Origin of the sequence: Pseudactinotalea sp. Z1732, assembly GCF_049724975.1 — a bacterium.
In the GTDB taxonomy this organism is placed as follows: domain Bacteria; phylum Actinomycetota; class Actinomycetes; order Actinomycetales; family Beutenbergiaceae; genus CALKWS01.
In genome coordinates, this window is sequence record NZ_JBMPQC010000007.1 from 137204 (window position 1) to 158895 (window position 21692).

20 protein-coding genes are annotated in these 21692 nt (G+C 70.4%); 8 read left to right on the plus strand and 12 right to left on the minus strand.

What is annotated here, in order from left to right; translation table 11 throughout:
* Positions 1 to 43 precede the first annotated feature (43 nt).
* From ACPL7H_RS13775 to ACPL7H_RS13785, 3 genes are all read right to left on the minus strand, one after another.
* Positions 44 to 1063 (minus strand): iron ABC transporter substrate-binding protein, encoded by a 1020-nt coding sequence (locus tag ACPL7H_RS13775; protein WP_424797454.1) that lies wholly within the window; start codon positions 1061 to 1063, stop codon positions 44 to 46.
* Between the two features lie 115 nt (positions 1064 to 1178).
* Positions 1179 to 2738, minus strand: a complete 1560-nt coding sequence (gene hutH / locus ACPL7H_RS13780) for a histidine ammonia-lyase (RefSeq protein ID WP_424797455.1) — start codon at positions 2736 to 2738, stop codon at positions 1179 to 1181.
* A gap of 76 nt (positions 2739 to 2814) precedes the next feature.
* Positions 2815 to 3993, minus strand: a complete 1179-nt coding sequence (locus ACPL7H_RS13785; RefSeq protein WP_424797456.1) for a Gfo/Idh/MocA family protein — start codon at positions 3991 to 3993, stop codon at positions 2815 to 2817.
* Positions 3994 to 4229: 236 nt separating this feature from the next.
* Here ACPL7H_RS13785 and ACPL7H_RS13790 point away from each other — a divergent pair, with 236 nt between their 5' ends.
* Positions 4230 to 4754: an O-acetyl-ADP-ribose deacetylase gene (locus ACPL7H_RS13790; RefSeq protein WP_424797457.1), complete on the plus strand. Its 525-nt coding sequence runs from the start codon at positions 4230 to 4232 to the stop codon at positions 4752 to 4754.
* A 32-nt stretch (positions 4755 to 4786) separates the two neighbouring features.
* Here the strand turns inward: ACPL7H_RS13790 and ACPL7H_RS13795 are convergent, their stop codons facing one another.
* From ACPL7H_RS13795 to ACPL7H_RS13810, 4 genes are all read right to left on the minus strand, one after another.
* On the minus strand, positions 4787 to 5692 hold the full coding sequence (locus ACPL7H_RS13795; protein ID WP_424797458.1) for an arginase family protein: 906 nt from the start codon (positions 5690 to 5692) through the stop codon (positions 4787 to 4789).
* Between the two features lie 49 nt (positions 5693 to 5741).
* Positions 5742 to 8135, minus strand: a complete 2394-nt coding sequence (locus tag ACPL7H_RS13800; protein WP_424797459.1) for a glycoside hydrolase family 65 protein — start codon at positions 8133 to 8135, stop codon at positions 5742 to 5744.
* Positions 8132 to 8881 carry an HAD family hydrolase gene (locus ACPL7H_RS13805; RefSeq protein WP_424797460.1) on the minus strand — a complete coding sequence of 250 codons (750 nt, stop codon included), beginning with the start codon at positions 8879 to 8881 and terminating at the stop codon, positions 8132 to 8134. Before ACPL7H_RS13805 ends, ACPL7H_RS13800 begins: the two co-directional genes overlap by 4 nt.
* Before the next feature lie 149 nt (positions 8882 to 9030).
* Positions 9031 to 9702: a response regulator gene (locus tag ACPL7H_RS13810; protein WP_424797461.1), complete on the minus strand. Its 672-nt coding sequence runs from the start codon at positions 9700 to 9702 to the stop codon at positions 9031 to 9033.
* A 117-nt stretch (positions 9703 to 9819) separates the two neighbouring features.
* On the opposite strand from ACPL7H_RS13810, the gene ACPL7H_RS13815 reads away from it, so the two are divergent.
* Both ACPL7H_RS13815 and ACPL7H_RS13820 read left to right on the plus strand, forming a co-directional pair.
* A complete protein-coding gene (locus tag ACPL7H_RS13815; RefSeq protein WP_424797462.1) occupies positions 9820 to 10521 on the plus strand; it encodes a sensor domain-containing protein in 702 nt (233 codons plus the stop codon).
* 12 nt (positions 10522 to 10533) lie between these two features.
* A complete protein-coding gene (locus ACPL7H_RS13820) occupies positions 10534 to 11931 on the plus strand; it encodes a sensor histidine kinase (RefSeq protein ID WP_424797463.1) in 1398 nt (465 codons plus the stop codon).
* A gap of 41 nt (positions 11932 to 11972) precedes the next feature.
* Here the strand turns inward: ACPL7H_RS13820 and ACPL7H_RS13825 are convergent, their stop codons facing one another.
* The 4 genes from ACPL7H_RS13825 to ACPL7H_RS13840 all read right to left on the minus strand — a co-directional run bounded on the left by ACPL7H_RS13825 (position 11973) and on the right by ACPL7H_RS13840 (position 16583).
* The gene (locus ACPL7H_RS13825; protein WP_424797464.1) at positions 11973 to 13637 is read right to left on the minus strand and encodes a patatin-like phospholipase family protein; all 1665 of its coding nucleotides are present in this window, start codon (positions 13635 to 13637) and stop codon (positions 11973 to 11975) included.
* An 89-nt stretch (positions 13638 to 13726) separates the two neighbouring features.
* Positions 13727 to 14026, minus strand: a complete 300-nt coding sequence (locus ACPL7H_RS13830) for a hypothetical protein (RefSeq protein WP_424786550.1) — start codon at positions 14024 to 14026, stop codon at positions 13727 to 13729.
* The gene (locus ACPL7H_RS13835) at positions 14023 to 15120 is read right to left on the minus strand and encodes a hypothetical protein (protein ID WP_424797465.1); all 1098 of its coding nucleotides are present in this window, start codon (positions 15118 to 15120) and stop codon (positions 14023 to 14025) included. Before ACPL7H_RS13835 ends, ACPL7H_RS13830 begins: the two co-directional genes overlap by 4 nt.
* A gap of 125 nt (positions 15121 to 15245) precedes the next feature.
* A complete protein-coding gene (locus ACPL7H_RS13840) occupies positions 15246 to 16583 on the minus strand; it encodes a hypothetical protein (RefSeq protein ID WP_424786548.1) in 1338 nt (445 codons plus the stop codon).
* Positions 16584 to 16704: 121 nt separating this feature from the next.
* On the opposite strand from ACPL7H_RS13840, the gene ACPL7H_RS13845 reads away from it, so the two are divergent.
* From ACPL7H_RS13845 to ACPL7H_RS13865, 5 genes are all read left to right on the plus strand, one after another.
* Entirely contained in the window at positions 16705 to 17661 is a 957-nt protein-coding gene (locus ACPL7H_RS13845) for a hypothetical protein (RefSeq protein ID WP_424786547.1), read from the plus strand.
* Positions 17658 to 18401, plus strand: coding sequence for a hypothetical protein (locus tag ACPL7H_RS13850; protein ID WP_424797466.1), 744 nt, complete (start codon positions 17658 to 17660; stop codon positions 18399 to 18401). Before ACPL7H_RS13845 ends, ACPL7H_RS13850 begins: the two co-directional genes overlap by 4 nt.
* Positions 18398 to 18841: a hypothetical protein gene (locus tag ACPL7H_RS13855; RefSeq protein ID WP_424786545.1), complete on the plus strand. Its 444-nt coding sequence runs from the start codon at positions 18398 to 18400 to the stop codon at positions 18839 to 18841. The genes ACPL7H_RS13850 and ACPL7H_RS13855 overlap by 4 nt, the downstream gene beginning before the upstream one ends.
* A 13-nt stretch (positions 18842 to 18854) precedes the next feature.
* Positions 18855 to 19145, plus strand: coding sequence for a WXG100 family type VII secretion target (locus ACPL7H_RS13860; RefSeq protein WP_424786544.1), 291 nt, complete (start codon positions 18855 to 18857; stop codon positions 19143 to 19145).
* A gap of 144 nt (positions 19146 to 19289) precedes the next feature.
* A complete protein-coding gene (locus tag ACPL7H_RS13865; RefSeq protein WP_424786543.1) occupies positions 19290 to 19922 on the plus strand; it encodes an MBL fold metallo-hydrolase in 633 nt (210 codons plus the stop codon).
* Positions 19923 to 19961: 39 nt separating this feature from the next.
* Here the strand turns inward: ACPL7H_RS13865 and pgm are convergent, their stop codons facing one another.
* Entirely contained in the window at positions 19962 to 21641 is a 1680-nt protein-coding gene (pgm, locus tag ACPL7H_RS13870) for a phosphoglucomutase (alpha-D-glucose-1,6-bisphosphate-dependent) (RefSeq protein ID WP_424797467.1), read from the minus strand.
* Positions 21642 to 21692 lie beyond the last annotated feature (51 nt).

Sequence of the window (21692 nt, forward strand, 5' to 3'; positions counted from 1 at the left end):
GCGACCAGGGCGGCCGCGGTCAGTGCTGGGTGTGCGCGCTGGGTCAGGACAATCCCGCCTCACTGATCATCTCGACGGTGGTCTGCAGGTCGTCGAGGTCGTTCAGGTCGATCCCGGGCTGGTCCAGACCGGTCAGGGGCGGCAACTCCTCGTCGGCCTCGATGCCCTCGACCATGGGGTACTCGTGGGTCTGGTCGCGGAAGTACTCCTGCCCGGTGGGGCTGAGCAGGTAGTCGATGAGTTCCTGGGCGGCCGGTGAGGGCTCCCCACCCAGCGCGCCGATCCCGGAGATATTCACCAGGCCGCCGGCGTCACCGCCGGCGAAGAAGTGCTGGGCCACATCCAGGTCCTCCGGTTCCACGCCCTCCTCCTCGGCCTGTTCGAAGAGGTAGTAGTGGTTGACCAACCCGACGTCGAACACCCCCGCGTCCACGTCCGCGACGATCATGCCGTTGCGTTCGCGGAGCTGCGGGTCGTTCGCAGCCAGGTCCGAGAGCCACTGCCGGGCCACGTCGTCGCCCTCCATCAGGCGGATCGCGGTGACGAACGCCTGGAAGGAGGCGTTGGTCGGTGCGATGCCCACCCGGCCCCGCCATTGCTCCTCGGTCAGTTCGAAGACGGACTCGGGCAGTTCCTCGGCGCTGACCGCGTCCTTGTTGTAGACCAGCACCCGGGAGCGGCCGGTCAGCCCGACCCAGGTGCCGTCGGCGGAGCGGTAGGCGGAGGGGACCAGGTCGAGCGTGTCCTGTGGCAGCGGCGCCAGCAGTCCATCGGCAGCGAGCGCCCCGAGCGCGCCGGCATCCTGGGCGAGGAAGGCATCGGCGGGGCTGCGGTCCCCTTCCTCCAGGAGTTGGGCAGCCATCTCCGCAGTCCCGCCGTACCGCACCGAGACCTCGATCCCGGTCTCCTCGGTGAAGGAGTCCAGCACCGGCTGCACCAGGGCCTCGTTTCGGCCGCTGTAGAGGGTCAGGGACTCCTCGTCCGAGCCGTCACCGGAGCCGCACGCGGTCAGCCCGGCCAGGACCAGTCCGGCGATCGCGGTCGGTGCCAGCCATGTGCGCATCATGGGTGCTCTGAGAGGCATCGCGTCTGTTCTCCTGAGATCGGGGGCCCGACTGGTCATGTCTTAAGTAAGGCTAACCTTACTAGACGGTGGTGGGAAGCCGTGCCGGAGGTGCTCAGGCCAGGGAACCGGTGACCTCGCTCACTGCGGTGAGCAGGGAACCGTCCAGGAGCACCTGGTGGGCCGCCTCGATCTGGGGGCTGAGATGCTCGTCCGGGCCGGGCTCGCTGACGCCGGCGGCCCGCAGTACGCCTCTGGCTGCACCGGTGGCCGGGCCCGGCTGCAGCGGCCGGCGCAGGTCCATGCCGCGTGCGGCGGTGAGGATCTCGATCGCGAGCACCCGGCGCAGGCCGTCCACGGCGCGGCGCAGTTTGCGGGCCGCGGCCCATCCCATCGAGACGTGATCCTCCTGCATCGCCGAGGAGGGGATGGAGTCCACGCTGGCCGGGACGGCCAGGCGTTTGAGTTCGGAGACGATCCCGGCGGCGGTGTACTGGACGATCATCAGCCCGGAGTCCACGCCCGGATCCTGGGCCAGGAACGCCGGCAGGCCCGCGTTGCGGGCGGTGTCGAGGAAGCGGTCGGTGCGCCGCTCGCTCATCGACGCGACGTCGGCGGCGGCGATCGCCAGGAAGTCCAGCACGTAACCGACCGGGGCGCCGTGGAAGTTCCCGTTGGACTCCACCCGCCCGTCCAGGGTCACCACCGGGTTGTCGATCACCGAGGCCAGTTCCACCTCGAGGACACCCCGCGCGTGGGACAGGGTGTCCCGGGCGGCCCCGTGCACCTGGGGAACACATCGCAGTGAGTAGGGGTCCTGCACGTGGGAACAGTCCGGGCCGCGGTGGGAGGACACGATGCCGGAGCCGGCCATCAGGGTGCGCAGGTTCGCGGCCGAGGCCGCCTGTCCCGGGTGCGGGCGCAACGCCTGCAGGTCCGCGGCGAAGACTGCGTCGGTGCCCAGCAACGCCTCCACGCTCATCGCCGCCGCGACGTCGGCGACCTGGAGCAGGTGCCTCAGGTCGGCACAGGCCAGGGCCAGTGTGCCGGTCATCCCGTCGGTGCCGTTGATCAGCGCCAGGCCCTCCTTCTCGGCCAGTTCGACCGGTGCCAGACCGGCGCGCAGAAGTGCGGTGCGTGCCGGATGGGCGTGGCCGTCCCGGGTGCGCACGGTGCCTTCGCCCATCAGGGCCAGCGCCGCGTGGGCCAGCGGGGCGAGGTCGCCGGAGCAGCCCAGCGACCCGAACTCGTGCACCACCGGCGTCAACTGGGCGTTGAGCAGGTCCGCGAAGGCACGCACGGTGCTCTCGCGCACGCCGGTGCGGGCCGAGGCGAGCGTGGCCAGGCGCAGCAGCATCAGCGCACGGACCACCTCGGTCTCCACCTCCGGTCCGGTGCCGGCCGCATGGGAGCGGATCAGCCCTTGCTGCAGCCGGGTGCGCCGTTCGGGTGGGATGTGGGTGGTGGCCAGGGCCCCGAACCCGGTGGAGACCCCGTAGTGGGGCCGTTCGGCGTCCACCAGTGACTCCACGTGCCGGCGGCTGTCGGCGACCTCGGTCAGGACCTCGGGCGGCAGGTGGACCGGGGCGCCGTCGCGGGCCACGGCCACCACGTCGTCAACGCTCAGCGGGATGGTGCCGAGCGTGACCGCGTTCGCGATGGGTGCATCGTGCATGGGCTTATCCCATCACGCCCGGCCACCTGCGTGGGCGAGTCCGCCGCTCGCCGGCCCGGGCGGCCGGTCACTTCGCCTACTCTCCCGCCGGACCGGGCTGCCCGGCCGCGAAGTAGTCGACCAGTTCGGCATCGAGGGCGGGCACCTCCACGACGCCGCTACCCTCGCGCAGCGACCGGGTGGCCATGATGCCGGCGGCCACCGCATCGCGGGCGCCGACCGGGGAGGTGGAGGTGATGCCACCCTCGACGGCGAACCGGAGGAACTCATCGACCAGCAGGCGGTCCGCCCCGCCGTGACCGCCCCCGGCCGCGGGCACCTCGAACGTCTCATCGGGTGGTGCGCTGCCCTGGTGGCGTCGATTCCACAGATGCACCTGGGAACCAGGTGTGTCGCCCATGTTCTCGATGCGTCCGTGCGTGCCGATCACCGTGTAGTTTCGCCAGTAGTCGGGGGTGTAGTGGCACTGGTCGTAGGTGGCCAGCACCCCGTTGCCCAGTGCGAGCTGGACGTGCGAGAGGTCCTCCACATCCACCACCGGGTTCAGTCCGGTGTGGGCGGTGGCCGGCCAGTTCTCCAGGGACCACCAGTCGGTCATCCGTTGCCCGCTGCGATCGGTGCGGTCGGGGTTGTGTGCGTACACGCTCATCGCCCCCATCGCCTGCACCCGGGTGGCCGGTGCGCCGGCGAGCCAGTGGATCACGTCGATGTCGTGGGCGCCCTTCTGCAGCAGCAGGGAGTGGCTCCTGGACCGGTCGGCATGCCAGTCCTTGAAGTAGTAGTCCCCGCCGTGGCCGACGAAGTGCCGGCACCAGATCGCCTTGACCGCACCGATGCGGCCCTGCTCGATGAGGGAGCGCATCAGCGTGATCACCGGCAGGTGTCGCATGTTGTGTCCCACGTACAGCCGTGTCCCGGTGCGGCGGGCGGTCGCCAGCATCTGATCGGCCTCGGCCAGGTCCACCGTCAACGGCTTCTCGCAGAACACCGGCAGCTTCGCCTCCAACGCCGCCAGCACCGGGGCGGTGTGCAGGTGGTCGGGGGTGAGCACCATGACGGCGTCGACGTCGGAGGTGAGCAACTCCTCCAGGTCCGCCGTCAGCAGCACCTCGCCGAACGCCTCGGCAGCCTCGGCCAGCGCGCGCTCACTGGGGTCGCATACCGCGGTGACGACCGAGCCTGCACCGGGGCGGTGGGCCTCCCTGGCGATGCTGCCCCGCAATCCGTAACCGACCACGCCTACGCGGACGACCATCCATCTCTCCTTCGCTGCGTCACTTCTCCTGGCGGCGACCGGCCCGGTTCCTTCGTGATGCTCCAACCGCCGTGCGATGATCTCGGCCCGGTGCTGCAACCGGCGTGCTCGACGCGCAGAAGCCGATCACCTCGGCCGCCTCCGGTGGTGCGCCCGGGCCGCGGCGGCCGCTGGTTCGCCGGTGCTGGTCCTGGCACGCTGGTCCCATCGCCGACAGTACCGGGAGGTCGCTCACCATGCTCAGTGCACATCACGGGGACATCACCGCGCAGGACGTCGACGCCATCGTGAACGCAGCCAACTCCTCACTCCTGGGCGGTGGTGGGGTGGACGGCGCGATCCACGCCGCAGCCGGGCCGGACCTGCTCGCCGAGTGCCGCCGGCTTCGCGACACGGCTCTCCCCGACGGCCTCGGGGTGGGGGAGGCGGTCGTCACCGGTGCCGGGAACCTGGCCGCCCGGTGGGTGATCCACACGGTGGGCCCGAACCGCCACCGCGGCCAGCGGGACCCGGATCTGCTCGCCGCCTGCTTCACCAACTCGTTGCGCCAGGCGGCGGGCGTGGGCGCCACCTCGGTGGCCTTCCCGGCGATCAGCGCCGGTGTGTACGGGTGGGATCCGGAGCAGGTGGCCCGGGTCGGCGTGAGCGCGGTGCGAGCGTTCCTGGCCGACGACGACGCCATCACCCAGGTGCGGTTCGTGCTGTTCAGCCGGGACGTCCTGGGGCACTTCGAAGCCGCCCTGGCGGGCGGCTCGACCTGAGCCGGTCCGTCCGGGCCGGGCACGCAGCGCGGTTACGCCGAGACCCCCCGCCGTCGGGCGGCCAACCCGGCGGCGGACTCCAGCACGCACAGGGCCGCCAGGCGCACGGTGCGCTGGTCGGTGGTGTCCGCGGTCGCATCGACCTCCGTGATATCCACCGAGCGCACGGCTGGGTGGGCCCCCGCCGAGCGGGCCGCGACGCGCAGGTCGTGGGCGCTGATACCGCCGGGCACCGAGGCGGGGCACGCTGGTGCCACCGACCGGTCGCACACGTCCACGTCCAGGTCCACGTGCACCGGACCGGCGCCACCGGAGGCGATGGTCAGCGCCCTGTCCATGACCTCCGCCATCGGGGTGTGGTGCAGTTCGTCCCGGTCGATCACGGTGATGCCGTACTCCCTCGCACGCGCTCGGTAGTAGGCGGAGTTGGCGAAGTCGGAGATACCGATTTGGACCACGCGCCGCCCGTCCAGGCCACCCTCCTCGATCAGGCGCCGCACCGGGGACCCGTTCGAGACCCCGTCGCGCAGGTCGTGATGGGCGTCGAGGGTGACCAGTCCGGCGCTTCCGGCCCGGCTGCCCCACGTTCCCAGTGCAGCCGGGACGGTGGCCGCGTTGTCCCCACCCAGGGCGATCAGCAGGCGTGCCTGCCCGGCCGCCACGGACACCGCGCGCACCGCCTCGGCCTCCCCCTCGCCGTCGGGCTCGGGGACGTCGCCGGCGTCGGCGATGCGCAGTGAAGCAAGGTCGGTGCCATCGGCCAGGGCGGTGCTGTAGCGCTGCAATGCGGCGCGGACCGCTGCCGGGGTGGCGTGCGCACCGGTAGGGGAGAGGGACGTGCGGTGGGTGCCCAGGCCGAGGATGACGACGTCGCAATCGCCCTCGGGCGGGCCCCACCGGCCGGCCCTGGGCCAGTGGGGGTCGTGGGACAGGTTCATCCGGCCAAAGTACCGGCCGGCGCCGTAGCCGGCCCGGCGCCGGGTGCGCTCAGATCTCCGGCCGGGGGTTGAGTTCGCGTCGGTGCAGCGGCTCGCGGCCGAAGGGTTGGCGCACGGGCTCCACCCGGGGTGGGGGCGGGACGGGCAGGGTGACGGGGCGCCCCGCCTCCAGGCGGACCTTCTCCCCGTGGTGCCAGGTGCGCATCGCCGGGCCCTCGAGCAGTTCATATGTGGTCTCCTCCGGGGAGGATGAACCGTTTCGACGGGTGTCGAGTTGGATCACCCGCCCGGCGAAGGTCATCTGGAACCGGATCCGGGTCAGCTTCTCCGGCAGCCGGGGCGCGAACGTGAGTTTGCCGTCGTGATCGCGCATCCCCCCGAAACCGGCCACCGCCACCTGCCACGCCCCGCCCATGCTGGCGATGTGCAGGCCTTGCTGGGCGTTCCCGTGCAGGTCCCCCAGGTCCACGAACGCCACCTCGGACCAATAGGTGTAAGCCAGTTCCAAGTGGCCGGTCTCGGCGGCCATGACCGCCTGCGTGGCGGCCGACAGCGAGGAGTCCCGGGCGGTCCGCGCCTCGTAGTAGGCGAAGTTCTTCGCCTTTTCCTCCGGGGTGAACAGGTCACCGCGCAGGTGCATGGCCAGCACCAGGTCGGCCTGCTTGATGACCTGCTTGCGATAGAGCTGGAAGTACGGGAAGTGCAGCATCAGGGGGTACTGGGACGCCTTGGTGCCCTCGAAGTCCCACTCGTCACCATCGGTGAAGCCCTCGGACTGCTCGTGCACGCCGGCGTCCTCGGAGTAGGGCAGCGCCATCTGGTCCGCGGCGCGGCGCCATGCCTCCCGCTCCTGCTCGGTCACCCCGAACAGGGCGCTCACTTCCATCCGGCGCTCGCACGCCGAGGCGGCCTCACGCAGGTTGCGCTGGGCCATGGCATTGGTGAAGAAGTTGTCGTTGACCACCGCGGTGTACTCATCCGGCCCGGTGATCCCGTCGATGTGGAAGCCGTCCTCGCTGAAGTGCCCCAGCGAGGCCCACAACCGTGCCGTCTCCACGAGCAGTTCCACACCGAACTCGGCCTCGAAGTCGACGTCCTGGGTCGCTGCCAGGTAACGGGCGGTGGCATCGGCGATGTCGGCGTTGATGTGGAAAGCGGCGGTCCCGGCCGGCCAGTACCCCGAACACTCCCGCCCGGTGATGGTGCGCCAGGCGAATGCTGCCCCGTCCAGGTTCAACTCCCGGGCTCGTTCCCGGGCCTGGTCCAGCATCGTGTGCCGCCATCGCAGGTGGTCGCGCACCGCGTGCGGCACGGTGTAGGTCAGCATCGGTAGCACGAACGTCTCGGCGTCCCAGAAGGTGTGCCCGTCGTAGCCCAGGCCGGTCAAGCCCTTGGCCGCGATGCCCTGCCCCTCACCTCTGGCCCCGGCCTGGAGCACGTGGAACATGGAGAAGCGCACCGCCTGCTGCAGGCCGGTGTCCCCTTCGATGTCGACGTTCGCCCGGTTCCAGAACTCATCGAGGTACTCCTCCTGCTCGGCGAGCAGGCCCTTCCAGCCGGTCAGCCGGGCCACGGACACCGCGGCTTCGACCTGGTCGCGGAGCGCCGGCGCGGAGCGGCGGTGGGACCAGCCGTAGCCGAGGAACTTGATCAGCCGCAGGGTGGAACCGGCGGGCAGGCGGGCGGTGACCGAGTAGCGGGCCAGATCCCCGGCTGCCTCAATGGTCTCGTGGGACTCGTCGGGCACCTCGATGATGTGATCCATCGCTGTCGCCAACGTCAGTTCCGAGCGGTTCGTGGTGTGCACCAGCGTGGCCCGGGCCTGACGGGCGGCGGCGAGCACCCCGGTCAACGGGCGCTCCAGCAGTGCACCGGCGCGCGGGTCACGGGAGGCGGTGGCGCCGGGCTCGTTGGCCAACAGGTCCGACTGCAGCGCGACCACCAGGTCCTCGTCCAGGGCGGTGACCTCATAGCAGATCGCTGCCACCGAGCGCTGGGTGAAGGACACCAACCGCTGGGAGTTGACCTTGACGGTGTTGCCGTTCGGGGACACCCAGGTGGTGTTCCGGTTCAGTGTGCCGGCGCGCATGTCCAGGGTGCGCTCGTGGTTGAGCAGGTGCCCGTAGCGGATGTCGAACGGGGCGTCCCCCAGCATCAGCCGGATCAACTTGCCATCGGTGGCGTTGAGGAGAGTCTCACCGACCTCGGGATAGCCGTATCCCCGTTCGGCGTAGGGCAGCGGGATCTCCTCGTGAACGCCGTTGATGTAGGTGCCCGGCAGGTGCTGGGGTTCGCCCTCGTCGAGGGACCCGCGCAACCCGATGTGCCCGTTGGACAGGGAGAACAGCGACTCCAACTGGCCCAGGTTGTCCACGTCCAGGCCGCGGTAGGTCACCCGCCACGGGTCGATCTCGTACGGGTTCGGCGCGGTGTGCTGAATCATGCCTGCTCCATCAACTCGGCCAGGTCGGACACCACCACGTCGGCGCCGGCCCGGGACAGCTGGGCCCGCTGGTTCAACCGGTCCACCCCGATCACGTAGCCGAAGCCACCATCACGCCCGGCCTGCACTCCGGCGATGGCATCCTCGATCACCACGGTGTGCTCGGGCGCGACCCCCAGCAGGTCGGCACCGGCCAGGAAGGTATCCGGAGCGGGCTTGCCGGGCAGGTTGCGCTCCGCCGCGATCACACCGTCGATGCGTCCGTCCAGCAGTCCGCCCAGCCCTGCGGCCTCCAGTACAGCCTGCCCGTTCGCCGAGGCGGTGACCACAGCCGTGGCGAGCCCGGCGGCGCGCACGGCCTCGAGGTAGGCCACGGTGCCGGGGAAGGTTTGCACACCCTCGGTTGCCAGGGCACGGGTGACGGCAACGTTCTTCCGGTTCCCGACGCCGCAGACGGTTTCCGCCACGGGAGGGTCGGCGGGGCTACCCTCGGGCAGGCTGATGCCGCGGGAGCTCAGGAACGCGCGCACCCCGTCATACCGTCGCCGTCCGTCCACGTGCGCGGCGTACTCCCGCTCGGTGAACTCCTCCTGCCCAGCCGCGGCCAGGATCGGGTCGAACGTGGCCTTCCAGGCGCTGCGGTGCAGGGCTGAGGTCTGGGTCAGCACGCCGTCCATATCGAACAGGGCCGCGCGAATCGACACCGGTAGGCCCAACCGAGCCAGCGATGAGGGGGAGACTGCCATGTCCCTGACGCTATCGCCCACCACGGGTGGTTTCGAAAGTGGGCCCGGCGTGCCGGTGCCTCGGCGTGTCGCCGCGGCACTGACGGGCGCCGCGGCGCCGGTCAGGCCGTGCGCGGCGCGAGGGGATACTCCGGAGTGACCCGGTCGGATCAGGAGCCGGGCTGGACCACGCCGGACTCATAGGCGGCTACCACGATCTGGGTGCGATCGCGTAACCCTAGTTTGGTGAGGATCCGGCTGACGTGGGTCTTCACTGTCTGCTCGGCGACGAAGATCTCGGACGCGATCTCGCCATTGGACAGACCGCGCGCCACCCACCTCATCACCTCCAGTTCCCGGTCGGTCAGATCGGCCAGTTCCTTGACGTCGGGGCCCGAGGGCGCCGGTCGGGAGACGAACTCGGCGATCAACGATCGCGTGATCGAGGGAGCCAGTAGGGCCTCCCCGCCGGCCACCACCCGCACCGCGTGGATCAGATCCTCGGCCGGGGCGTCCTTGAGCAGGAATCCGCTGGCACCGGCCCGCAGGGCGTCGAAGACGTACTCATCCAGGTCGAACGTGGTCAGGATGATGATCCGGGGTTGGTGGTCGGTCAGGGCGGCGATCTGCCGGGTGGCCTCCAGACCATCGACCCTGGGCATCCGAACATCCATCAGCACCACGTCCGGGTCGTGCTCGCGGACCAGGTCGGCGGCGTAGATCCCGTCATCTGCCCCACCGACCACCTCGATCCCGTCCTGGGCATCGAGTAGGGCGCCGAAGCCTGCGCGCACCATCGCCTGGTCGTCGATGATGAGCACGCGAATCGCGGCGGTGGCCATCCGTCCTCCGATCGGTTGGGATGGGTCGACTGTATCCGGCGATCACCCCAGAGGATGAGCAGGGATGTGGCTCCGTAGGGTGATGCCATCGACGCCCCCTACTCGTACGTTCGGTATGTGCAGACCCTTCAGACCGAACTTCCGCTCAGCCCGGTACACGGCACCACTCCGGATGCGCCGTCACCGGCAGCCCGTCCGGCGTGGGCGCGGTTCTCGTGGACGGGGACGTTTCGGGGCCTTGCCCACCTCCTGACCGCCTTCGTCCTGTCGGTACTGGGCTTCGTCCTGCTGGTGCCGCTGTTCGCTCTCGGATTGGCCACCGCGGTGACCTGGGCCGGGGTCCCCATCCTGGGCTTCACGCTGCTTCTCGCCAGCGGCTTCGCGCGGGAGGGGCGCGACTTGTTGGACCGGACCACCGGGGACTCGTTCCCCGCCCCCCGGTACCGGCAGTCGGCTACCGGGCCCGTGCGGCTGGTCCGGATGGTGGCCGACCCGCAGTTATGGCGGGACATGACGCATGCGGTCGTGGTGGCGTTGCCGCTGCGGACGGCGACCGTCGTCGTCGCCGCCTCGTGGTTGGCGGCCGGCGTCGGCGGGGTGACTTCCTGGCTGTGGTCGGTGTTTGTGCCCGGTTATCAGGGTCTGGCCTCGCTACTGTTGCCGCTCCTGGCGCCGCAGGTGCCCTTCCACGCACACCTGGCCGATTCCCTGGTGCACGGCGTGCTGGGCGCAGTGCTGCTGCTGACCACGCCGGCCCTGGTGCGGTTGTTGGTGTCCCTCGATGCGGTGAGTAGTCGGGCGCTGCTGGTTCAGCGGTAGCGTAGAGCGGCCATGACTGAGCAGGAATCGGCGTCCCAGCGTTCCCTCGATGACGGGTGGACGGGCACGCGTGAGCCCAACAAGGACCGGGTGGTTCCGCGGTGGTTCGACAGCGCGATCCCGCACCCGGGCTCGCGCTTGCTCTCCAGCCAGTGGCTGACCATCTTCGTGTGGCTCTCCGGGTTGGTGGCCCTGGCGGTCAACGCGGCGACGATGCCCACGCTGTACCGTGCATTCGTCCCCCTCACCCTGGTGGCCTCCATGTTGCACGCGGTGAGCCTGCCGGTTGCGCTGAAGCGCCCCAAGGTTGCGGTGGCACTGTCCACCATCGCCCTCGGCGGCACCACAGTGCTGACGATGGGCCGGGAGGTGTTCCCCTGGCCGATCCCGGTGGTTTCGCTGGTGATCACATCGCTGCTGTGCGCAATCCTGGCGCTGCGGGAGCGCTGGCCCTACGCGATGGTGGGCAGCTTGCTCGCCGTGGTGGTGCCGGGACTGTGCGCGACGGTCGTGGCGCTGGTGCGCGACGAGTGGCGACCGATCCTTCCGAACCTGCTCACCGCTGCCTCGGTCCTGGCCCTGGTGACCACCTTCGGGGTCCTCATCCGGGAGTCGTTGATGAGCCGGGCCGAACTGCTCGCGCAGCAGGAGCGCACCGCTGCGGAACAGGAACGGCGTCAGTTGGTGGAGGAACGCACACGTATCGCCCGGGAGTTGCACGACATCGTGGCGCACAGCCTGTCCATCATCTCGATCCAGGCCTCCACCCTGCGTTACCGGGTCGAGGGAGTCACCGAGGAGGTACGGACCGAACTCGATCAGATCACCGAGTCCGCCCGCACCGCCCTGGTCGAGATGCGCGACCTGCTCGCGGTCCTGCGGCAGGAGGACGCCGAGCAGGAGTTGGCACCGCAGCCCACGCTGAGTCGGGTCCCCGAACTCATCGAGAACGTCCGGCGCAGTGCCGCCGTCGTGTCGTTCGACGTCCAAGGTGATCTGGACGATGAGGCGGTCCTGGACGTGACCGGAATCAGTGCTTACCGCATCGTGCAGGAAGCCCTGAGCAACGCCGTGCGGCACGCTCCCGGCGCGCCGGTGGACGTGCGGATCGAGGTCGGGCAGGACGTGCTGGTGATCGATGTGCGCAACCCCGGATCGGTGGTCCACGGTCCTCGGCCCGGTACTTTCGCCGCATCGAGTCCTGCTCCGTCCGATCCGCCCGGCGATGGTTCGGCCGACGTTCGTGCGGGTGGCTTCGGGCTACGCGGGATGCGCGAGCGGGCCACCTTCGCCGGCGGCCGGTTGCACGCCGGCCCGTTGTCCGATGGAGGCTTCAGCGTGCACGCCGAACTGCCGCTGCACGGCGCAGGAGCGCCCGACGCGATCGAGGGCCAGTCCCCGCCTGCGTGAGGTGGCTCACGGCCTCACGCGAGCCCTGGAACGCCGGGTGCCTAACGGAGTGCGCCGGACCAGGTGGGTGTGGCCTCGATGGCGAACGGGTGCCGCTCCCAGGTGCGCCACCACTGGTCGGCGGACGGAGGCAGGTGCGCCGACCCGGGATCGGCGATCAGGTCCCGTAACTGGATCTTCAGTTCCGCGATGTCCTCGATGGTCGGCTCGCCGGTGGCGTCGGGTCCGAACGCCTCGTCCTCACTGGTCCAGATCAGTCGGCGCAGTTGGATCACGTTGCGGGTGCGTTCCTGCCGGGCCGGTTCCGCCGCCTCGCAGACGTCCGCAGCGCGCAGGTAGCCGTAGTCGATCGCGATGGAGACCAGCCCTGGGTCGATCGTGACCATGTCGTGGATGTCCAGTTCCGGTTGGATCACCACCGCCCCGCGTTCGCGGGCGTACCGGACCTCGTCACGCTGGATCTCATCAGGACCGATCTGCGCGGTGGACCGCATCAGGATCTCCATCAGGTCCTTCTGCGCGAAGTCCGACATGGTGGCCACCCCTTCGGGAGCGGCGACGACGACGAAGCACTGGTCCACGTCCCCGCGGTCCAGGACGATGGCGGCCGGCACGTTCTCGCGTACCCCGCCGTCGATGTAGTGCTCACCGGCCAGCGGGACCGGGGGGAAGACCCCGGGGATCGAACAGGAGGCCAGCACCGCCTCGAACATGCCCACCGGCTGCAGGTCGGCCAGCACGGCGTCGGACCTGTCCCGAAGGCGCCCGTGCTGGTCGATGTACCGCAGTTCCCCGCTCTCCAGGCCGACCACCGCTACGCGCAGGTCCAGTGCGGATCGGCCCAGCCGCTCGGCCGAGAACACCTCCGGGTCCAGCAGCCGGTCCACGATCGTGCCGGGGCGGAAGGCGGAGCGTTGCTGCTGGGCGCCGCGCAGGATGAACTCCAGATCGGTGCTCGAGCGGCCGGCCTCCCATAGGGTGCTCAGGGTCTCCAGTGCGTGCGCGGGGCTCCAGTGCCGTTCGTGCTCAGGTGGCGTGTCGGTACCGGTGTTGATCTCGGTCGCCGGTGCGGCCTCCTCCGTGCCGGCCGCGGGCGTGATCCTCGCCGCAGCGGCCACCTCCACGGCCGCAGCCTCGGCGACCTGGCCGCGGCCGGGACCGTGGGTGCCGTGAGCGTGCGACGGCTGTTCCCCGTTCTCGCGGTCTCCGGTGATCCGGGCCACCGCCTCCCGTGGCTTGGCGAGCAGGTCCGCCAGGCCCGCGGCCAGGGAGGCGCGGTTGGCCCGCCGCTGACGCAACTCGACCACCTTGCGCCAGGTGGGGATGTGCTCGCGCAGAGCGGTGAACCACTCCTGCTCGGCGAACATGTCCGAGGACTGACGCATCTGCGCCCAGATCTCCTCCATCTGTTCCAGCGCCCGGAGTTGGTCCGCGGCGTCTGAGTGCTGGGCCAGCACCGCGGCCAGGATAGAGCCGGCAGAGGTGCCGCTGATCACCACGGGGTCCAACTGCTGATGCCGGTACAGGTACTTCAGTGCGCCGATCTCGAAACTGGACCGGGCTCCACCGCCGGCAATGACCAGGGCGGTGCCGGTGCCGGCGGAGCCGGGGGATACGGTCCCCGAACTGCTCGGAGCGGGAAGGGTGTCCGGGTCGATCCACCGAGCAAGCCGGGTGCGCAGGCGGTACATCGCGGAGTCACTCACACGGTCCAGCGTACGGAACCGCCGCCACCGGCGGCCCGGACTTTTTCAAACCCCCGCCTCTCCGGCCCGCGCGGATCGCCCACCGGCGGTCACTCGTCGCTGTTCCCGCACGTGGTGGCGCGGCCGGGCTCGCCGGCCGCGCGGATCGTGCCGGTCACCCGGGTCAGCACCGGGGTCGCCCCGACGCGGCTGGGGATACGGGAACCGACCTCCACGCCGGCGACGTTGACCACCACGACCCACCCGCCGTCGTCGGCCCGGCCCAGGCCCAGCCCGCACACACCCGGTTCATCGGCCAAGGCGGCCCCGAGCGCTTCCTTCGCTTCGTGCGCCTGCGCTCGAGGGACCCCGGCCGGCGCCTCGTCGCCTCGGGGCGATCCGGTAGTCACGGTCCCGCTCCCTCTCCACGGTGCCGGTCCGGGGCCGCTGGCTGTGCGCCGTCGTCCCTGGCGAACAAGGAGACATCCAGACGGGTCAGGACCTCCTGGATCGGGTTCAGGAAGGTCAGCCCCTGCCCGGCGCTCCCCCCGCCGGTGCTGCCGGCGAACAGCAGCCCCACCGCTGAGGTCTCCTCGATGAGGTAGACGAGCGATCCGGAGTCCCCGCCGGCGGAGAAGGCGTCCGCCCCGGTGCCCTCCACCTCGATCTGGCCGTCGAAGGCCAGCGTGCCCAGGCCGGGGCCGAAGTCCACCAGCAGACCATCCAGTTCGATCGCGGTGACCACGCCGTGGGTGAGCCCGGTGGTGCGCCCGATCTTAGCCACCTGCTCTCCGCCGTCCACCTGCGTGGTGCCGGTCAGCTCACCACCGGGGTAGGCGGTGACAGCCTCTGCTGCGAGGTCCGGCTCGAGGGCGGCGATGGCGGCGTCGACCGTGGCGACCTGACCGGGCACCAGGTCGACCAGCCCTGCCAGGGCGCCGATCCGGTCGGCCGGATCCGTGCCGCCGTCGGCAGGGCCGGGCTGCACGACCGGATCACCGAGCGTTCCGGCCTCCCCGACCAGCACGTGGTGGTTGGACAGCACGTGCACAGCCCCCTCGTGGCGCACGAACGCCCCCAGCGTGCCGGCACTGACACCGGTGTGCGCAACCGACAGTCCGGGCCGTAACGGCCGGGTGCGCTCGGTCAGTTCGGCTGCGATCGACCGGGGCAACCCCACCCCGGCCAGTGCGGGACCGGGCCACGCACGAACCCTGCCGGTGTGCCGCACGTCCAGGTCCGGCCCGAACTGCTCGCTCAGGCGGCGGGCGGCCATCCTGGCCGTCGGGGTGCCCAGCCGGTACCGCAGCGCCAACCGGTAGGAACCGTCGGCGGCCGGGGCCAGGCCGAGTGCGATCCCCACGGTGGCCGGCCCCGGGATCGTCCCGATCGTGGACCCTCCGTAGCGGTGGGCCATCGTCACGTCCAGATGGCCGACCAGGTCGGTCACGTAGTCGGCTGCCTGCGCCTTGACCTGCCGTGCCTGCTCGCGGTCCCAGCCCATGGATCACTCCGTCCTGCCTCGGTGCGGCGCTGCTTCCCCTACCCAGCAGTCTGCGTGCCGCGGCCCCGGACTGCTACCCGGGGTCGCGACATCGGTGCGCCGGCCATCCCGGCGGGCTTCGGCGCTCACAGCAGGTCTGCGAACCGTTTGCCGAGGCGGCTCCAGGGCCGGCGACGACGGTGCCGGCGGCCGGTCAGCACGCGTTGGTCATGGTCGAGCCGGCGCAGCCTGATGTTGCCCGCTAGCCCGAGGAGCGTGGGGAAGGAGGTCGCGAACGGTAGCGAGAGGCCTACCGAAGCCCCCAGCATCAGCAGGCTCATCACGATGTACCGGGTCCATGACGTCTGCCGCGGGTGGCGGTGGTGTTCACCGTCCACGGCTGTCCAGGACATGACCTGGATCGACTCACCCGGTTCCACCGGGGTGGTGCCCTCCGCCAGCCACACATGTGAGGCGTCCGGCAGGGCGACCTGCGGGCGCCACGTCGAGTTGTGCCGGATCCCCAACTGTTCCAACAGTCCGTCGGAGCGCTCGGTATGGACCACATCGACCACCTCCGCCCACGCGGGGCCCTCCTCCCAGGCCCATGCGGTGCGTTCAGCGGGCAGGACACCCAGGCCCTGGTAGGTCCCGGGGAGGGTGACCAGCAGCGCGATGATCACGCGGGCGCTGGGACCCAGCAGGGACTCGATCGGGCGCAGGTCGGGGACGCGCCGCCAGTTCGGTGTGCTGGGCCCGACCTCGGGCAGGGCGGGATCATGGCTGCCGGGCTCGGCCCGGACACCGGCCGAGACGGGCGCGGGCATGGCGCGGCGGAACCGGCGGGGCAGCAGCATCCCGGTGACCGCGCCGAGCACCCGAGCAATGAGGTACCCGGTCAGGGCCAGCGGCGACAACAGCAGGAGCGGGAACAGGTACAGGCGTAGGTCCGTGCGCACGCCCTTGCGGAACGGGGTGGCCATCATCCGCAGGACCACCCGCCAGTCGGTGACCGCCAGATCGAAGGCCCACAGCAGCACCCGGATCCTGGCGGTGCCATCGCGCAGGTCGGGGCCCACCTGATGGACCAGGTCCCGCGGGTCCACCCCGGCAGGGGTGAGAACGAAGCACCAGCGCCATCCGCGGATGGTCACGGGATCCTGTGCGCGGTCCGACCGGCCTTCCAGGTGGAGCACAGTGGGCACCGGCAGGCCCTGTGCACGGGCCTCCTCGGCCACCTGCACCACGTAGTCGTCGTCGGGAAGGGCCTGGTGGTCGCCACGATCCAGCACGGCTGCGCGGGCCGCCGAGACGGTGTGCACCACCAGCACCACGCCGACGATCACCACCAACGTCCCCGCCACCCGGTAGGGCACGGCGACGAGCGCGAACATCAGCGCGATCGGGGCGATCCGGGCCACGGTGAGCGCCAGTGCCAGCCACACGGCCAAGGCGGCATTGCCGATGCTCCGTACCGTGCGCATGGGAACGCACTGTAGCGATCGCGGTGCTGATGGGTACCTCTCCCCATTCCGCGCCGGTAGCGCCCGCAGTAGCGTGCGAACCATTGTGGCGGGGAGTTCCCTGTGGTGACCGGAGGTTTGAATGACGGAGTTCATGGTCGATCCCGACACGCTCGAACTCATCAGACAACTGGCCGAACGCCAGGGTGAGCACGTTGACGCGATCAGGGGCCACCTGGAGAGCCACACCACGCTGAACGACGTAGGCGGGCTGATCATGGCCTTCCTGGCACCGATGTATGACTCCGGGCGGGAGAACGCGGTACAGGGATTCGCCCAGGGTAAGGCGGTGTGCGAAGCCGTCGCCCAGGTGGCCGAGGAGTCCAGGCAGGCCTACCTGGACGCCGATGAGGAGTGCCGGGCCGGACTGGAGGATGCGTGCGCGGGCTCCGGAATCGACGTCCCGGCCGCACCGCCTCCGGGCTCCGGTGTGGAGTTGCCTCCGGCCACCGGAGTGATCGGCCCCGGTGAGGCGCCGGAGGGCTCCGGCATCTGGTCCAATCTGCGCGAGCACACCGTCAGTTCGATCGACACCACGCGTTCCCTGGTCGACGGTGCCGGTAAGACCGGTGCCGACGGCTACGCCAACCGGGTAATGCCGCGCACTGAGTTACCCGGTGGGGTGCAGGCTTTCGACAACTTCCGGGTGCGCCGCCCCTTCGACGTCATGATGAACAACGCCGTGGATTCTGCCTGGGAGGCCGCGGACGACCGCTGGGGCCAGCACGGTGCCACCTCCAGCCTGCGGGACCGGTTCGAGCAACGCCAGTACGCCGCGTGGGGGGAAAGTTACGACAGCGGCCTGACCACCACGAGCAGGGCCCCGGAGGCCCCGTACGCGAGTTCCTGGGTGGACAACAACATGAGCGTGCGTACCTGGCAGGCGGGTCAGGACGTGGCCGGGCTGTACGGACAGAGTCGGGGGGCCTACGACGCGGTCAATGCCGCGATGGAGACGGGGGAGTCCCTGCAGACGGTGCGCGCTACGGCCGGTGGGCCGGACAACACCGCCTCTCACGATTGGGCACAGGACCGATGACGGTACGCGAACTCGAAAACGCCTCGTTGGGCCTGGTCAGCCCCACCCCCTCCACGGATGACTTCGGCGAGGGGCTGCGGTGGAAGGCCGGACCGTTGCTGGGCGGGTTGGACTGGTTGCTGGAACAACTCACCGGGACCTCGGCGATCCGAAGTCTCGTGCAGCCCATCGCCGGCGACTGGGTGGGTCTCTCCTCGGGGGAGCAGGCGTGGAGCCACGCCCAGCACGCTTCGGAGGCGGTGGGCCGCAACTTCGCCGCGGCGGCGAACCCGGCCGGCTGGACGGGGGAGGCCGCTGAAGCCTATTCCGGGCGTATGCAGGAGATCGGGGACAGTTTCGCCCAGTACGGCGAGGGCTGCGCGGCGATGGCCGAGGTGACCGGGGCGCTGGTGGAACTGACCAAGTCCACCGCCGAGGCCATCGCCGGCATCCTGGGCTTCCTGGGGGACTGGCTCACCCGCGCGGCCGCCCAGATGGCGGTACCGGTGGTGGGCTGGGCAGTGGGGGCCATCGATGGCGTGATCAGCTCGGCCACCGCTATCCGCAAGATCAACCAGGGCATCCGGCTGATCCAGACGGTGGTGGACACCGTGGAGCGGTTCCGCAGCGTGATCGTGGTGCTCACCCGCCTGGCCTACCTGATCAAGCTCATCGCGCAGAGCATCTCCCACGTCAACCGGGTACGCACGGTTGCCGCCGGAGACGCGGCCACCGCCACGGCATTCGGAGTCCAACCATGAGTTTCGACCGCAGTGAGATCGACGAGTTGCTGGCCGACATCCGCGCGGCCACCGAGGACGCCCGCCAGACCGCGCAGGAGCAGGCCGCCGAGCGGGAGCGGTTCGCCCAGGAGAGCAGGCAGATGGATGCCGAGCGGGCGGCTGCTGCCCGGCGTGGGGAGCACGGGCGTGACTGGCAGGACTTGCAGGGCCGGATCGACCGGGGGGAGACCACCCTGGCCGCGGTGCTCTCCGGAGAGGACGACTCCCCACTGGCCCAGCGGATCCAGGACGTGACCGCCCAGAACCTGGTGACGATCACCGCCGAGATGGCCGAGCACGATGAGGCCACCGGTGGCGAGCGCTTCTCCGAACTCAACGAGGCCTTCGCCGACCTGCGCGCCAGCATGGAGCGCGCCGCCGACGCCGCCGAGCAACTGCGCGGCCTGGGCCCGGAGTGAGGAGGAGCACGGAATGAGCGAGCCGATCGTCGTCACCTTCGATGTGGTGCACCAGGCGGCGGACGACCTCGAGGCCGCCACCACCGCGATGCGCGAACTCCTCGACGGGATGGTGGCGCAGCTGCGTCCGCTGGAAACGGAGTGGACCGGTGCCGCCGCGCAGGCCTACCAGGGGCGGCAACGAGAGTGGGACATCGAGATCACCGAGATGGTGGATCTGCTCGGGGTGCTGGCCGGGAGGGTGGAGGCCTCCGCTCAGACCTACCAGTCCACGGAGGGTGACGTGCGCTCGGCCTGGGCCTGAGTCCGCAGCATCTGCGCACCGGACCTGGTCCACATCCGGCGGTTCGGCGCAAGCACAGGCAGTAGGGTCCCCCTGTAGGCAGACAAGCGCATACCGCCGGGCCGGGCGGTCCGGCCCAGGCCGACGGGATGAGTGGGGTGAACGATGAAGATCACGAAGTACGCACACGCCTGCGTCGCGCTGGAGGATGAGGCCGCCCGACTGGTCATCGACCCGGGTTCGTTCACCACGCTTCCCGAACTCACCGGCGTGGTCGCGGTGATCCTCACCCATGAGCACCCCGACCACGCGGGCACCGACAATCTGCAGGCACTGCAGGAGGCGAACCCGGGCGCACCGATCCTTGGTCCGGAAGGTGCCGCCCAGGCCCTGCCCGCGGTCGAGGTGCAGGTGGTCCAGCCCGGCACCAACGGCCGGTTCGGGCCGTTCGACGTCACCTTCGGGGGCGGGCTGCACGCGCCGATCCACCACAGCATCCCGCAGGTGGACAACCTGACGGTGCGGGTCGGCCAGGACTTCTACCACCCCGGAGACAGCCTGGAGGCACCCACCGGGCCGGTGGCGGTGCTGGCCGCGCCGATCAGCGGCCCCTGGCTGAAGTTGGGTGAGGTGATGGACTACGTGCTCGCCGCGCAGGCGTCCAGGGTGATCCCGATCCACGAGGTGCATGCCTCAGAGCCCGGTCGCGGCATCGTCTATGACCGCCTCGGTGAGGTGGCCGCCCAGCGTGGCGGGGAGTTCATGGTGCTGGCCCCGGGGCAGAGCCTGAGCACCTGAACCCGGGGCAGACGACGTTACGTCGGACCGCGGAAGGTGTCAGGTGGCCAGCGCGTCGGTGACCACGCCGCGCGCGGCCTGCTGGACCTGCTCCAGGTGGTCGGCGGAGACGAAGGACTCGGCGTAGATCTTGTACACGTCCTCGGTGCCCGAGGGGCGGGCGGCGAACCAGGCGTTCTCCGTGGTGACCTTCAACCCCCCGATCGGGGCGTCGTTGCCCGGGGCGCGCACCAGTCGGGCCGTGATCGGGTCACCGGCCAGTTCCGTGGCGGTGACCGCCTCCGGGCTGAGCCGGCCGAGCGTCGCCTTCTGGTCCCGGGTGGCCGGGGCGTCCACGCGCGCGTACCAGCTCTCCCCGAACATGGCCGCCTGTTCCTCGTGCAGTTGGGACGGGGACCGGCCGGTGACCGAGTGGATCTCCGCGGCCAGCAGCGCCAACAGGATGCCGTCCTTGTCCGTGGTCCACACCGAGCCGTCACGGCGCAGGAAGGAGGCGCCGGCCGACTCCTCCCCCCCGAATCCCAGCGAGCCGGCGAGCAGGCCGGGCACGAACCACTTGAACCCGACCGGAACCTCCACCATGTCTCGTGCCAGGCTCGCAGCGACCTTGTCGATCAGGGCCGAGGAGACCAGCGTCTTGCCGATCCCGGTGCCCGCCGCCCAGTCGGGGCGGTTACGGTACAGGTAGTCGATCGCCACGGCAAGGTAGTGGTTGGGATTCATCAACCCGCCGTCGGGGGTGACGATGCCGTGCCGGTCGGCGTCGGCATCATTGCCGGTGGCGATGTCATAGGGGGCAGAACCCCCACCGGCGGCCATGGTGTGCAGCAGGGAGGCCATCGCGTCGGGTGAGGAGCAGTCCATCCGGATCTTGCCGTCGGTGTCCAGGGTCATGAACGCCCACCGCGGGTCCACCTGGGGGTTCACCACGGTCAGGTCCAGTCCGTAGCGCTCGGCGATGGCGCCCCAGTACTCAACTGAGGCACCACCCATCGGGTCAGCCCCGATGCGTACTCCGGAGGAGCGGATCGCCTCCATATCCAGCACCGATTCCAGGTCGTCGATGTAGGCGAGCATGAAGTCGTGCCTGTGCACCCGCTCGCCGGCACTGGCCTGCTCGTACGGGACGCGGGGGACGCTGCCGATACCGCTGCGAAGGAGTTCATTGGCACGATCGGCGATCCAGCCGGTGGCATCGGAATCGGCGGGCCCGCCATGCGGTGGGTTGTACTTGAAGCCGCCATCACGCGGCGGGTTGTGCGAGGGGGTCACCACGATGCCGTCCGCCCGTCCCGGGCCGCGGGTCCGCACCCCCTCGGAGCTCCCGGCACCGTTGTGCCGCAGGATCGAGTGCGACAGCGCCGGGGTAGGGGTGTAGGAGTCGCGGGCGTCGATGTGCACGTCTACCCCGCCGGCCACCAGCACCTCCAGCGCGGTGCGGGCCGCCGGATCCGACAGGGCGTGGGTGTCCCGGCCCAGGTAGAGCGGGCCGTCGATGCCCTGGTCGGCGCGGTATTCCACGATCGCTTGGGTGATGGCCACGATATGGTCCTCGTTGAAGGCACCGTCGAGGCTGGAGCCGCGGTGCCCGGAGGTACCGAAGGACACCTGCTGGCTCGCTTCGCCCGGATCGGGGGTGACGTCGAAGTACGCGCTCACCACCGCGTCGACGTCGATCAAGTCCTCGGGAAGGGCCACGGTTCCGGCGCGTTCATGCATGGATCGATCCTGCCACCCCCGGGCGGGCGCGGGCCAGCGCTGCTCTAGGGT